This is a genomic window from Thalassospira sp. CH_XMU1458, assembly GCF_037027205.1.
Classification (GTDB): domain Bacteria; phylum Pseudomonadota; class Alphaproteobacteria; order Rhodospirillales; family Thalassospiraceae; genus Thalassospira; species Thalassospira tepidiphila.
Genome location: NZ_JAYMDW010000001.1, coordinates 1465789 through 1480005, shown reverse-complemented (window position 1 = coordinate 1480005; position 14217 = coordinate 1465789). Strand labels below are relative to the sequence as shown.

The 14217-nt window shown below is 55.2% G+C and carries 12 protein-coding genes and 2 tRNA genes; 5 read left to right on the top strand and 9 right to left on the bottom strand.

All coding sequences use genetic code 11. The features are described 5' to 3' along the window. Positions 1-2: 2 nt before the first annotated feature. The 3 genes from WBY09_RS06585 to WBY09_RS06575 all read right to left on the bottom strand — a co-directional run bounded on the left by WBY09_RS06585 (position 3) and on the right by WBY09_RS06575 (position 2763). Positions 3-767: a glycosyltransferase family 2 protein gene (locus tag WBY09_RS06585; RefSeq protein WP_197145553.1), complete on the bottom strand. Its 765-nt coding sequence runs from the start codon at positions 765-767 to the stop codon at positions 3-5. Then, positions 760-1563, bottom strand: a complete 804-nt coding sequence (locus WBY09_RS06580; RefSeq protein ID WP_252723962.1) for a glycosyltransferase family 9 protein — start codon at positions 1561-1563, stop codon at positions 760-762. The genes WBY09_RS06585 and WBY09_RS06580 overlap by 8 nt, the downstream gene beginning before the upstream one ends. Before the next feature lie 171 nt (positions 1564-1734). Further along, the gene (locus WBY09_RS06575; RefSeq protein WP_286791613.1) at positions 1735-2763 is read right to left on the bottom strand and encodes a glycosyltransferase; all 1029 of its coding nucleotides are present in this window, start codon (positions 2761-2763) and stop codon (positions 1735-1737) included. A gap of 161 nt (positions 2764-2924) precedes the next feature. On the opposite strand from WBY09_RS06575, the gene ygfZ reads away from it, so the two are divergent. Continuing rightward, positions 2925-3839 (top strand): CAF17-like 4Fe-4S cluster assembly/insertion protein YgfZ, encoded by a 915-nt coding sequence (gene ygfZ, locus WBY09_RS06570; protein WP_197145556.1) that lies wholly within the window; start codon positions 2925-2927, stop codon positions 3837-3839. A 126-nt stretch (positions 3840-3965) separates the two neighbouring features. Then, positions 3966-4643 carry a hypothetical protein gene (locus WBY09_RS06565; RefSeq protein WP_286791614.1) on the top strand — a complete coding sequence of 226 codons (678 nt, stop codon included), beginning with the start codon at positions 3966-3968 and terminating at the stop codon, positions 4641-4643. Positions 4644-4705: 62 nt separating this feature from the next. On the opposite strand, the gene ppdK is transcribed toward WBY09_RS06565, so the two are convergent. The 6 genes from ppdK to WBY09_RS06535 form a co-directional block, all read right to left on the bottom strand. Continuing rightward, a complete protein-coding gene (gene ppdK / locus WBY09_RS06560) occupies positions 4706-7366 on the bottom strand; it encodes a pyruvate, phosphate dikinase (RefSeq protein ID WP_197145558.1) in 2661 nt (886 codons plus the stop codon). A 75-nt stretch (positions 7367-7441) separates the two neighbouring features. Further along, on the bottom strand, positions 7442-9505 hold the full coding sequence (glyS, locus tag WBY09_RS06555; protein ID WP_197145559.1) for a glycine--tRNA ligase subunit beta: 2064 nt from the start codon (positions 9503-9505) through the stop codon (positions 7442-7444). Between the two features lie 3 nt (positions 9506-9508). Then, complete coding sequence (locus WBY09_RS06550; protein ID WP_008891808.1) at positions 9509-10399, bottom strand: glycine--tRNA ligase subunit alpha; 891 nt, start codon at positions 10397-10399, stop codon at positions 9509-9511. Positions 10400-10660: 261 nt separating this feature from the next. Next, the gene (locus tag WBY09_RS06545; protein ID WP_064779554.1) at positions 10661-10885 is read right to left on the bottom strand and encodes a hypothetical protein; all 225 of its coding nucleotides are present in this window, start codon (positions 10883-10885) and stop codon (positions 10661-10663) included. A gap of 75 nt (positions 10886-10960) precedes the next feature. Then, complete coding sequence (locus WBY09_RS06540) at positions 10961-11746, bottom strand: tRNA1(Val) (adenine(37)-N6)-methyltransferase (RefSeq protein ID WP_197145560.1); 786 nt, start codon at positions 11744-11746, stop codon at positions 10961-10963. Positions 11747-11784: 38 nt separating this feature from the next. Then, complete coding sequence (locus WBY09_RS06535) at positions 11785-12042, bottom strand: putative signal transducing protein (protein ID WP_197145561.1); 258 nt, start codon at positions 12040-12042, stop codon at positions 11785-11787. A gap of 253 nt (positions 12043-12295) precedes the next feature. On the opposite strand from WBY09_RS06535, the gene WBY09_RS06530 reads away from it, so the two are divergent. The 3 genes from WBY09_RS06530 to WBY09_RS06520 all read left to right on the top strand — a co-directional run bounded on the left by WBY09_RS06530 (position 12296) and on the right by WBY09_RS06520 (position 13797). After that, on the top strand, positions 12296-13333 hold the full coding sequence (locus WBY09_RS06530) for a polyprenyl synthetase family protein (RefSeq protein ID WP_197145562.1): 1038 nt from the start codon (positions 12296-12298) through the stop codon (positions 13331-13333). Between the two features lie 99 nt (positions 13334-13432). Further along, a tRNA-Pro gene (locus tag WBY09_RS06525) sits at positions 13433-13509 on the top strand. 211 nt (positions 13510-13720) lie between these two features. Then, positions 13721-13797 (top strand) — tRNA-Pro (locus WBY09_RS06520). The last annotated feature ends 420 nt before the right edge of the window (positions 13798-14217 follow it).

The following is a 14217-nucleotide window of genomic DNA, read 5'->3' as shown; positions in this document are numbered from 1 at the left end:
TCTTACTCATCGTCATAGCGCGCCTTGAGATAGGACACCATCGGGAACAAGGCGGCCAGCAACGCGATCAGGAAGCCCAACCCACCTTCCTTATATCCCTTGCGCGACACAAAACAGCGCCAGAAGCGCGAGATGATGCGGCGGAAGTTGTGGGCGAAACTGCCAATCTTTCCGGTGGCCCGCAGGTCGGCAGCGCGTGCAGATGTATAACTGTCAAATCGACGAATCATGTCTGAGATGTTGCGATCAACAAAATGAACCAACGCACCATCAAGCCGAGGGCCTTTTTTACCGGTCAGCTCAAACGAGGGATGAACCCGCTCGTCCCCCCAGTTCTTGCAACCCTTGCGATAAAGCCGCCAAACAGCAGACGTCCCGAAGGATGCCCCCCAACCGTAACGCACAAGGCGCTTCCCGACATAATTGTCGACCGGAATCAAGAATGAGTCGAACTTGTCCGAAAGAACCGCTTCAGGAATGGCCGCTGCCAGCTCTGCATTTATATGCTCGTCGGCATCAAGTTCGAATATCCAGTCGCCACTTGCTTCGGCTATTGCGCGGTTGCGGCGGTCGCCTTCAATGTTCCAGCTACCGACGACAGTTTTGGCCCCAAAGCCCTTGGCGATGTCTTCGGTTTTGTCAGTACATTTATCGCAAATTACGACGATCTCGTCTGCAAAAGTCACTTTTTCAAGGCAGGAAGGAAGTCTTTCCTCCTCGTTATGAGCACAGATCACGACTGAAATACGCGGTTTTTTATCACTCATCGCCGATTTCCTGATTGCGATAGTCTTTAACTAATTGAATTGCCGCCGCGACAACTTTGGCAACCGGCAAGGTTTCCATCAAATTTTCTTTCGATAGGTAACTTTCACGGTTGGCCATGATTTTGTCGAATGACCATTCCGTGCGCACCGCCCGTCCCCATTTCGAACAAGGGCCATAATGTTCCTCACGCGACGGGCCAAAAAGCCCGAGTGTCGGTCGCGTAGAGGCAGCTGCCATGTGCATAAGGCCGGAGTCATTGCCAATATATAGATCGGCTTTTTTCAGACAGGCCATCACAGTCAAAAGATGCTCTGTTCCAAATATTTCTACGCGTCTATTGGGCGGAATACTCTCAATAACAGGCAAGGACGAATCACGCTCACTCGGCGCCCCGACCAGAAGCACACGCGCATTCTCAAGCACAGCACCGGGCTTGGTCAGTTCGGCAATTGTTTCTTCAAACCGTTCGGGATGCCAAGTCTTACCAATCCAGTTTGCAGATGGCCCGACAGCCAACAACGGCTTGCCATCGTCAGGGATGAGCTCTTTCGCGCGCGCCTCATCCTCAGGACGGGTCCAGAGAACTGGTAACGATGCAGGTTCAACACCAATCAATTTTCCGAGCTGTTCAACACGATGCAAATCATCGTCGTTACCCGGCAACACCACCCGCGTCTTGCCCGGCAACACATAAGCCGTTGCACTTCCGCGCAGGTCGACGATGATGTCCCACCAGTTCAGGACAACCGATTTCCAGAGCTTCCACCAATGGCCGCCGCGTTTTTGCTTTGGCATTTTGATGATGCGTTCGAGGTTTGGAACGCCCTCGAAAATCGGTGCAGCAACCGGGCCGCAGGCGACCGTCACACGGATACCGGGATAGGTTTCGACATAGTGGCGCAAAACCGATGTCGAAAGCACCGCATCGCCGAGGCGATTTGAGGTAATGAACAGCAGGCGCACGGCTTACAGTTTCTCCAACTCGCCAGCGACATGGATCCATTCGCGGCGATCATTGCGTGCGGCTTCGGATTGGCTGGCAAAGAAGGACCGGTCGGTCAGAAGCTGAGACGTGATATTTCCAAACGCGGCCTCGTCCGGAACGATGTAGCCCGTCTTGCCATCCTCAACCCGGCTTTTGGCAATCCCGCCATAGGACACAACCGGCGTTGCAGCCCCCAGCGCATCGACAATCCACTGCCCGACATGATCCGTCCCGTACTTGCCGTGATGCAGGAACGCACGCGCATTGGCAACGGTTTCGGCCATGTCGGCCTCTGGTTTCGGATGATGGACCCGAACCCCCTTGTCGATGGCGGATCGCACCATATCAAGCAGGTCTTCAGATACACTGTCATTCTCGCCTGCCATGGCGCTAAACAGGTCATAGGCATAGACTTCGAGGATCGCGTTCGGCGCCTTGGGCGCGACATAGGTTTCCCAAATGCGAATGATCTGGGCGATCCCGGTCGAACTGTTGGCAACCGTCACCGCCAGTTCGTCGCGCGATTCAAACGCCCAGTGCATGTTCGATGCCATGACAAAGGATGTTGTCGCACCCGGTTTGACCACGATCGGCTTTTTGGCAAGGTCGGCATCAAAGGCCTTTGCCTGCGCATCATCGGTAAAGATGACCTGAACTTTCTTTTCCTGCAGCACCAGACGCACATCATCGGCATTCAGTCGTGCCGGATCGCCATCGAACCAAAGTGCGACAGTCGCACCCTCGGGCACCGAAGCGTGGCTGAGCAATGCCGGATCACGCCAGACAATCACGGTATTGACCGCATCACCGCCAAAGGGCGGCAGTTCGGCATCAATCTGTCGCCAGGCAACGCCGTGCATGTCCTTGTCGATGCCGCCATTGCGGCGTGCTTCGACCTTGTGACCACGGGCAACAAGGGACTCAGCCAAGGCAATGAAAGCGCGCTGGCATGTTCCGAGCGGACGGGCTTCGCGATCCTTGGGATCAAAGCCGATGGAGTGATCAAGCATCAAGATTTTCATAAGTTTGGTTCTATCCGTTCGACGGCGTTTTATGAAGGGTTTTCTTATAGCTTACCCACCCTGCCTCCGCACAGACAGGTCTTGCGAAATTTGTGTGATTGCCCCACATTTCGCCCAAACAATTCCGATTTACCGGAGCCATAAATATCATGAGTGAGACTTTTTACGCCCTTTTGCCGGATCGCGCGGTGATCCGTGTCAGCGGCCCGGATCGGGTCAGCTTTCTGCAAGGGCTGGTATCAAACAATATCGAAACCATTTCGGCCGAGAAATCCGGCTATGGCGCGCTTTTAACGCCGCAGGGCAAATTCCTGTTTGATTTCTTTGTCTATCATCAGGATGAGGACAGTCTGCTGATCGAATGCGAGCGCGGCGAGAATGGCGAGCGTGCGGCCGAACTGTTCAAAAAGCTTCGCATGTATAAACTCCGCGCCAAGGCAGAACTATCTGATGTCACCGACAGCTACGACGTCATTGCCGTCTTTGGCAAGGATGCGCTTTCCGCCCTGTCGCTGGATGCAACACCCGGTACGACCGCACATATGGCCGATGGCATCAAGGCGGTTGATCCGCGTCTTGCCGAAATGGGCGCACGTGTTCTTCTGCCGAAAAATGCGCTGATCGAAATGGCCGCAATTGGTGCCGAGGAAAGCGATATCGAAACCTACCATGAAATGCGCGTTTCACTTGGCATTCCCAATGGCAGCGAGGAACTGGAAATCGAGAAATCAATCCTGCTTGAAAATGGCTTTGAAGAGCTTGGCGGTGTCGATTTCAAGAAGGGCTGCTATATGGGTCAGGAGCTTACCGCCCGGACCAAATATCGCGGTCTTGTGCGCAAACGTCTGTTGCCCGTCAAAATCGACGGCCCGGCGCCGGATGCCGGCACGCCGATTATGAATGGCGACAAGGAAGCGGGGATCATTCGATCTGTCCACGGTGACCATGGGCTGGCAATGATCCGGCTTGAGCGGGTTGAGGGCGATGCAGAGCTCACCGCAGGCGATGCAAAGATCACGGTTTCTGTTCCCGATTGGGTTCAGTTGCCGGAAAACGCAGCCTGATCTCGGCGCCCGAAGTCAAATTTACGTTTCGAACGGGTCCCGCCTTGCGGGGCCCGTTTTCGTTAAAACCTGTTGCAACGCCGCAAAAGCCCCTATGTTAAAAGAAAAGCAAAATCGGGAACTGCGATGAAACTGTGGAATAGGGTCCTTTCTGTCCGGGGCTTGATGGCCGCGCTTTGCGCGCTTGCCATGGTGCCTGCTATGGCCGTGGCACAGCAAGCTGCACCGGGCCTAAGTGACGTGCCTGTTTCAGATATGTCGATTGCCGAGGCCGAAAAGGAAATGGCCACAATCACCGAGGCCTATAACCGCAAGGGTCATCAGATCAAACAGATGGCGCTTGGTACGCTGCTTCGATTTTATCCGCAGAAGATTGTGCCGTGTGGCGCCATCGTCACCAATGTTCGCGACTGTCTGGACAATCACTGGCCTGATCTTAAAGACTATCCTGGGCACTTTCTTGGGCCGAATGAAAAACCGGCACTGAGGCCCACAATCGAACAGGCCCGCATGACCGAGGAAAACTACCTCGATGCGGTTGAACGGTTGAACATGTTGCTGCGTGCCGTGCGCTATGAAAGTACGCTTGCGCCCGAAGAACGTTATCGTCTTCAGCTTGATGCCGTGATTACCCATCTGACAGAGATGCGCGAGGCGGAATATCACAATCGCCTTCTTTACGAGAAGCTTTTCAAGATCGGCGGCATCATCTTGCTGCTTCTGGGTCTATCAGTTGGCGGGATGCTGGTGATGAAACACCATGCCCAGCGCAACGATCCATCATCACCATCAGGCAAAAAATAACGGCAACGGGATGCCCGTTGCCGTATTTGTCTTCATTCAGAAATCGAGTTCACATGCGGCGATTACTTGCCAAGCACTGCCTGGGCAGCGGCAAGGCGCGCAATCGGCACGCGGTACGGGGAACATGACACGTAATCCAGTCCCTGTGCCTCGCAAAAGGCGATGGATGCCGGGTCGCCACCATGTTCACCACAAATGCCAAGCTTGATGTCCGCGCGGGTCGCACGACCACGTTCGGCGGCAATACTGACAAGTTCGCCAACCCCTTCCTGATCAAGCGATACGAACGGATCACCGGCAAAGATATCCTTGGAGATATAAGTATCAAGGAAGCGCGATGCGTCATCACGTGACAGACCAAAGGTCGTCTGGGTGAGGTCGTTGGTGCCGAAGCTGAAGAATTCGGCTTCTTCGGCGATTTCACCCGCCCGAAGTGCTGCACGCGGCAGTTCGATCATGGTGCCAACCAGGTATTTCAGTTTGGCATCCTTTTCGTCTTCGACCTGGGCGGCAACCTTGATGATCGCAGCTTTGAGGATTTCGAGTTCCTTCTTGCCGACAATCAGCGGGATCATGATTTCCGGAATGACCGGATCGCCACCATCCTTGGAAACCTCGATCGCGGCTTCGAAGATGGCGCGGGCCTGCATTTCATAGATTTCCGGATAGCTGATGCCCAAACGGCACCCGCGATGGCCCAGCATCGGGTTGGCTTCGGCAAGATCAAGCAAGCGGCGCTTGACGATGGCTTCTGACACACCGGCGGCCTTGGCCACGTCGGCGATTTCGGCATCGCCATGCGGCAGGAATTCATGAAGCGGCGGATCGAGCAAACGAATGGTAACCGGAAGCCCCTTCATGATGCGGAACAGGTCGATAAAGTCCTGACGCTGATAGGGCAGAAGCTTTGCCAGTGCGGCACGACGGCCCTTCTCGGTTTCGGCCAGGATCATTTCGCGCATCGAGACAATGCGTTCCGGATCAAAGAACATGTGTTCTGTACGGCAAAGACCAATGCCCTCTGCCCCGAAACCACGTGCGGTTTCGGCTTCTTCCGGGGTTTCGGCGTTGGTGCGGATTTTAAGGCGACGCAAGGCATCGGCCCATTCCATCAGCTGCGAGAAATCACCCGAAAGATCGGGCTTCAGGGTCGCAACTTCACCCAGCATGACTTCGCCCGTGGCACCGTCAAGGGTGATGACGTCCCCTTCTTTCAGGGTCACGCCGCCAGACATCATGGTTTTGTTGGCATAATCGATCTTAACCGCACCTGCACCGCAAACACATGGCGTACCCATGCCACGTGCAACCACGGCTGCGTGGCTGGTCATGCCACCGCGTGATGTCAGAATACCTTGGGCGGCATGCATGCCGGCGATATCTTCGGGGCTGGTTTCGATACGCACCAGTACAACCTTGCGGCCCTTGCCCGCCCATTCTTCAGCGGCCTCGGCAGAAAAGACGATCTGGCCCGATGCCGCCCCCGGCGACGCCGGAAGGCCCATACCAACGACCTTGCGATCTGCTTCGGGGTCAAGGGTCGGGTGCAGCAGCTGATCAAGCTGTGCGGGATCGACGCGTCTGATCGCATCTTCCTGGGAAATCACGCCATCGCGGCACATTTCAACTGCGATCCGCAATGCGGCCTTTGCCGTGCGTTTACCTGCACGGGTCTGGAGCATGTATAGCTTACCGGACTCAACGGTGAATTCCATGTCCTGCATGTCGCGGTAATGGGATTCAAGTTTTTCGCGGATATCGCAAAGTTCCTTGAAGACAACCGGCATGGCCGCTTCCATCGAAATCAGGTCCGAACCGGATTCCTGTTTTTCGATTTCCGTCAGCGGGGCTGGTGTGCGGATACCGGCAACCACGTCTTCGCCCTGCGCATTGATCAGGTACTCGCCATAGAAACGGTCTTCGCCGGTCGACGGGTTGCGCGAGAAGCAAACGCCAGTCGCGCAGTCATCGCCCATATTGCCAAAGACCATCGCCTGCACGTTGACCGCCGTGCCCCAGCTCGCCGGGATGTTGTGCAAACGGCGATAGGTATTGGCACGCGCATTCATCCAGCTGCCAAACACCGCACCAATCGCGCCCCACAGCTGTTCGCGCGGATCTTGCGGGAAGGGTTCACCCAGTTCGGTTTTGACTTTTTTCTTGAACGCCTCGACGACTTCGGCCCAGTCATCTGCGCCCATATCGGTATCAAGGCTGACACCCTTGTCTTCCTTGACGGTCTCAAGGATGTCTTCGAAGTGATAGTGATCAACGCCCAGCACGACATCGCCATACATCTGAATGAAACGGCGGTAGCTGTCATAGGCAAACCGACGATCGCCTGACACTGTTGCCAAGCCTTCGACCGTCTCGTCATTGAGGCCAAGGTTCAGCACCGTGTCCATCATGCCGGGCATGGATGCCCGGGCACCGGATCGGACGGAAACTAAAAGCGGGTCCTTGGCATCGCCAAACTTGCGACCAACAACTTTTTCGACAGATGCCAGTGCGGTTTCGACCTCGGCATTCAGACCATCGGGATAGGCGCGGTCATTGTCATAAAACGCCGTGCAGACTTCGGTTGTAATGGTAAAGCCGGGCGGGACAGGAAGTCCGAGATTGCACATCTCGGCAAGGTTGGCCCCCTTGCCGCCCAGAAGTTCACGCATATCCGAACGGCCCTCGGCGCTACCGCCACCGAAACCGTAAACCCATTTGGTCATCTTGCCTTTTCCTCATCTGGTCGAGGCCCCGATGGGCCTCCCCGGATGGGGAAAGCCCCGCAACCTTGACCTGTTTTATGATTCGATTTTCGAGAAGTCGGCAATATCGTGCAACGCTGTGCGAATTTGTGCCAACAGCTTCAAGCGGTTGGCACGTTCGTCAGCATTGTCGCTATTGACCGTAACCTTTTCGAAGAATGCATCGACCGGTTCACGCAACCGCGCAAATTCGGTCATTGCCGCGGCATAGTCCTCGTCACGCAGAAGTGGCAAGGCCTTGTGCCGGACATCAATGAGCGCCTCATACAGCTTGCGTTCTTCTTCCAGGCTCAGAAGGTCGGCGGAAACGTCCGCTTTATAGGACGTATTGTCCTTTTTCTCTTCGATGCGCAGGATGTTTGACGCACGCTTGTATCCGGCCATCAGGTTGACGCCGCTTTCGCCAGAGACAAAATCGGAAAGCGCTTCAACACGGGCCAACAGGCGGACAAGATCGTCCTCGCCATCCAGTGCAAACACGGCCGACACCAGATCATGGCGCACACCCTGTTCACGCAGATGGACTTTCAGGCGGTCTGCAAAGAAGGCCAGAAGGTCTTCAACCGCCTCGTCACGACGAATGGTTGCCGGGTACTGGGAAACCGCGAATGCAAACAGACGCCGCAGCGGCAAGCGCAATCCGTTTTCCAGAACCAGACGAATGACACCCAGTGCCGCACGACGCAAAGCAAACGGGTCTTTTGAACCGGTCGGCTTTTCATCAATCGCAAAGAACCCGGCAAGGGTATCAAGTTTCTCAGCCAAGGCGAGCGCGACCGAAACCGGTGCCGTCGGGCACATGTCCGACGGGCCGGCCGGTGCATAATGCTCGGCAATGGCGTTGGCGACTTCCGGGGCTTCGCCGTCATTTTCGGCGTAGTATTTCCCCATCAGTCCTTGCAGTTCGGTGAATTCAAACACCATCTGCGACACCAGATCGGCCTTGCCGATTTCTGCTGCGCGGTCGGCCAGTTTGACATCACAGCCCGGAATTTCCGCAGATACTTCACGCGCAAGACCGCGCAGGCGCAGAACGCGCTCTGCCAGCGACCCAAGCTTGGCATGGAAGACAATGTTATCAAGTTTCGGCAGACGCGATTGCAGCGTCACTTTTCGATCCTGATCCCAGAAGAACTTGGCATCATGCAAACGGGCACGCAAAACACGCTCGTTCCCGGCGATGATTTTTGCGTTGTTGTCTGCGGTGATCATGTTTGAAACCGTGATGAAGCGCGCGGCAAGCTTGCCAGCCTTGTCTTCGACCACGAAATATTTCTGATGTTCACGCATGGAGGTTTCAAGAACCTCGCGCGGGATATCCATGAACTGGTCATCGACCTTGCCCATGACCGGAACTGGCCATTCGACCAGACCGCAGACTTCTTCCAGAAGACCATTGTCTTCCAGAAGTTCAAAGCCCTCGGAAGCGGCAAGTTTCTTCGCACCCTCAAGGATGACCTGCTTGCGCTCTTCACGGTCAAGCATGACCTTGGCCGCGCGGAGCTTTTCCTTGTATTCGGCCGCGTTCGATACGCTGAATTCAGCCGGGGCAAGGAAACGATGGCCGCGGGTGGTATCGCCTGCGGTGACCGGACCATAGGTGACCGGAATGATCTTGCCATCAAACAGGCAAAGAATGCGGTCAAGCTGGCGCACCCAACGGATTTTCTGATCTGCCCAGCGCATGGATTTCGGCCAAGGCAGTTTGTTCATCGCATCTTCGATGATGTCCTTGATGACTTCGGACGCAGCACGGCCTTTCTGTTCGACAATGGCAAACAGGAAGACGCCCTTGGGCGTTTCGCGCTTTTCACACTGATCAAGGGTCACACCATTGCCCGCAAGGAAGCCATTAATGGCCTTTTCCGGTGCATCGGCACGCGGGCCACGGCGTTCTTCGCGCAGGTCAGGCTGCTTTTCCGGCAGACCATCGACAATCAGGGTCAGGCGACGCGGGGTTACCAGTGCTTCGACCTTATCGAACCCAAGGTCGGCGGCCTTCAGACCATCGGTGACCAGTTTGGTCAGGTCTTCGGCTGCACGCGCCTGCATGCGGGCCGGGATTTCTTCGGAGAACAGTTCAAGAAGTAATTCGGCCATGACTTATGCCTCCTCGTTCAGATGGCCACGCGACCGCAGCCACGCCTCGCAGCAGGATTTCGACATGTCACGAACACGGCCGATATAGGCCGCACGTTCGGTCACGGAAATCACACCGCGCGCATCAAGGAGGTTAAACAGATGGGATGCCTTCATGGCCTGCTCATAGGCCGGCAGGGCCAGACCGCGTTCGATATTCACCGCACACTCGGCCTGTGCATCCTTGAAGTGCTGGAACAACATTTCGGTGTTTGCGACTTCAAAGTTATAGGTCGACTGTTCTTTTTCATTCTGAAGGAACACGTCGCCATAGGTCACGCCAGCGCCGTTGTAATCGAGGTCGTAAACGTTTTCGACGCCCTGAATGTACATCGCCAGACGTTCCAGACCATAGGTCAGCTCGACCGGGACCGGATTACATTCAAAACCACCGACTTGCTGGAAATAGGTGAACTGGGTGACTTCCATACCATCAAGCCACACTTCCCAGCCAAGGCCCCATGCGCCCAATGTCGGGCTTTCCCAGTCATCCTCGACAAAGCGGATGTCGTGGGCCATCGGGTCAATGCCCAGATGTTTCAGCGAGCCAAGATACAGATCCTGCGAATTGGCCGGTGACGGCTTCATCAGCACCTGGAACTGGTAATAGTGCTGCAGACGGTTGGGGTTCTCGCCGTAACGACCATCGGTCGGGCGCCGCGACGGCTGCACATAGGCTGCATTCCAGGTTTCCGGACCAAGCGCGCGCAGGGTTGTCGCGGTGTGGAAGGTACCGGCACCGACTTCCAAGTCATAAGGCTGCAGGATGACACATCCCTGATCAGCCCAATAGCTTTGCAGTCGAAGAATGATTTCCTGGAATGAAGGGGGACGTTGCGACCCGTCGAGCGCCATGGCGCGAACTCTCTATTTCTGTTGTCTGTAAATTTAGTGCGGCAAGCTACCGCCCTGCCCCCGCGCGGTCAAGAAGGCAAAAGCCCTGAGACGCGCTGAATTTGCAACCCTTGTATCCCGCCCTTCGCGATCATGCCGCATTGCAGCAACATTGATCATCGATTATCGGGAAAAATCCAAGTCAAATTCGCGCGGATTGCCCCAAAGTCGAATGCAGCACAGGCGCTTTGATCAGAACCCGGCTTTTATCGCTGAAACGGCTTACGTATCACAGCGATGCGCATTGCCTTCGGCATGGTACACGCCGCAATGCGGGCATTTTTCCAGTTCATGGGCAATCGGCTTGGTTTGCTTTTTCTTTTCCTGGCCGGTTTGCTTGGGCTGTTCGTTGCTTGAAACCTGTTTGCCGCGATTAAACAGCTTGAAGCCTTGCCAGACGACAACGATGATCAGCGCGGTGAAGAGGATTTTCGAAAAACTCAGCATATCAGGTCCCAAAGCACGGATTTATCTGCGAGATCTGTCGCAGGCATGTCGTTCTTATATTGAAGTTTGATCGAATTAGAAACCGGGCAATGCCATAGGGTTGCGCAAAAGGGTATCGGTTTGCGGCAAATAGGCCCCGCCTTCGTCGTGCAAAACGATCCCGCGCCGCATGGTTAATGGCGACGCAACGCCTTTACGCGCCGAGACGATCACACGCAGGGGCGCCTCGGCATCCGCTTTGCTCCAGATCGGATAAACTGTCATGTCACCGGCCCGTCCATGCAACAGACCAATGATCCGGTCCAAATGATCGGCACGATGTACAAGCGTAATCCGTCCCTTTTGCCGCACCATCTTAAGACAAAAGGCAATCCAGTCCTTGAGGTCTGCGGTGCCTTCCTGATGGGCCTTCGCACGGCTTTCATTACTCGGCCGCGTGCCTCCAGCATAATAGGGCGGGTTGGAAATGACCTGATCAAAGCTTTCAGCCACCAGCGGCAGGCGACCATCATTGATGTCGCCATGAATTGGGGTCACACGCCCCGCCAGATCATTTTCCATCACGTTGCGGCAAAACAGCGCATACAGATCGTCTTGCAGCTCGACACCAGTCACCTTCGCCGTTTCCAGACGACGGGCAACGCAAAGCCCGGCTGTGCCGACAGCCGCACCGACATCAAGGATCTTTTCATCACGACGGGAATTGATCGAAACCGATGCGGCCAGCAACACAGCATCCACCGCCGCCCGATAGCCGTCGACAGGCTGCTTAAGCACCACCGATCCGCCAAGAAGAAAATCATGGCTGATGCGTTCTTCTGGGAAGTCGGGCACTTCAATGCGTGTGGCTGCATTCACCATCGATTTTCCTGATCTGTCGTTCTGATCTGATTGACCTGTTACTCGGACGGCATCGCGTCCGACGCATCACGCTTTGCGTTATGCTCATCCAGTTCGCGTCTGGCAACATCAAGAACGTATTTCGCACGACTTTCCGCATCACCATCCACCATCAGACGCCGTGGCAAGGCACCGATCGATCCTTCGATGATGCTGGCGTGGTAGTCAAAGATATGGCTGTCGATGCCCTCATCGGCCAACACAGCCTGTGCCCAGCTCAGTTCGATGGGATCGTTACTGCGAAAAAGTTCGATCATCTGCATTTTCCTTCAAACTGTGATCTGGTCTTGCATACGTTCTGAAATAAGAAGAAGTCCAAAAAACGATAATATCTCTATAATGTAGGCGTTTGCGGTGATGGTTTTCAAAACCTGTGCGATAAAACTGTGAATTGCCAACGATCAGGCGTGTGTCTGCACCGCATTTGTCCACTTGACCACAACAGCTTGGCCTATCTATGTTGAGGCCGCCTGCTGTTATTTGCAATCTTCGCCCACGCAGGCAGCGAAGATGCCATTTGAGAAGTCGGAATACAGCGTGACCAATACCGCACCGCAGCCAAAGACTCAGCCGAGCCTTGATTCACTGGTCAACCTCGTTGATGGCGACATGAAGCGCGTCAATCAGGTGATCATCGACAACATGCACAGCGAAGTCGCCCTGATTCCGCAATTGGCCACCCATCTTGTCGCGGCGGGAGGCAAACGCATGCGCCCGATGCTGACACTGGCATCGGCACGGCTTTGCGGATATGGCGATGGACCGCATGCTGTGGACCTTGCGGCCTGCGTTGAATTCATTCATACCGCGACCCTTCTGCACGACGATGTCGTCGATGAAAGCCAGCTGCGCCGTGGTCAGGCATCGGCAAATGCGCTGTTTGGCAACGAAGCCAGCGTTCTTGTGGGTGATTTCCTGTTTGCGCGCGCCTTTGTCGTGATGGTCAAAACCGGGTCGCTGAGGGTTCTTGATATTCTGGCACAGGCATCTGCCGTCATTGCCGAGGGCGAAGTTCTTCAACTTTCGACCGCCAATGACATGGGCACCTCCGAAGAGGCCTATCTCGAAGTCATCACCGCCAAGACCGCAGCGCTGTTTGGCGCGGCATCCCAGATTGGTGCGGTCATTGCCGAACGTTCGGCCGAGGATGAAGAAGCACTTCGTCTGTATGGCATTTACCTTGGCACCGCGTTCCAGTTGATTGACGATGTTCTGGATTATTCCGCCCATCAGGCAACCCTTGGCAAGACCGTTGGCGATGATTTCCGCGACGGCAAGGTGACGCTTCCGGTGATCATTGCCTATGCCAATGGCGATAAAGACGAAAAGGCCTTCTGGCGTCGCTGCATGGAAGATCAGGACTTCCAGGATGGCGATCTGGATCGTGCGCAAACGCTGATCCGCAAGTATGATGCACTCGATGCATCAATGGATCGCGCCCGCGAATTCGGCGAAAAGGCGATTGCCACCCTGTCACGTTTTGACGATGGCGCGATCAAGGATGCAATGATCGAGGCGGTCGAATTCTGCATTTCGCGCCCATACTAATCGATATTCCCGTTGCGCATGCCGGGGTCACACCCGGACGGCGCAAAAATATCTTGCGTCGCCTGCGATAAACTATTATCACCCGGCTTCGCAGAATGACGGAGCGTAGCTCAGCCTGGTAGAGCACTGTCTTCGGGAGGCAGGGGTCGGAGGTTCGAATCCTCTCGCTCCGACCATCATTCAAAGGCCCTGAAACGTTTATGCGTTTCGGGGCCTTTTGCGTTTCAGTCAAAGATGCGTCGCGCCCTCATCACCTGCAGAGGCAGGATTTTCAATCGCTTGTTAAACTGCCCGTCCCGCGCACGCCTACACTGACATTTTTTCCGCCAAAACGACCGGTTTATGCTTGATCCACGCCAAAAGAAGGGATAAACCTCCGCCCACTGACGGAGCGTAGCTCAGCCTGGTAGAGCACTGTCTTCGGGAGGCAGGGGTCGGAGGTTCGAATCCTCTCGCTCCGACCATCAGTCGGGCGGTCTTTCATTGAAAGGCCGCCCGTTTTCGTTTTCAAACGATTTCTTCCCCTGTCTCACGACGAAAATGACGCCATCTGCTGCATTTGCAATATCGCAAGACAGCATCGTTCGCCGGGATTGCGGCAACAATCGCCCAGACATCACCCTGGCGTCACACAGAATCCCGGGCACGAATCCCCCCACAGTAATTAGGGTGATAAAACCAAAATCCCCTAAGCCGCGGCGATCATGCAGCTTTTTGACCCGGAATTTTCAAACGGCATGAATGAACGCCAAATGCGCATTCCCGTGCGGAATTCCTGCTTTCCACGCCTGACACGAAGTTTTCTTTTCGCACTGCAAAAGGATATTTTCTTTCGCAAACGGTGAAACAAACTTGCTCATCCTTGCGAAATACGCTTATGCTTC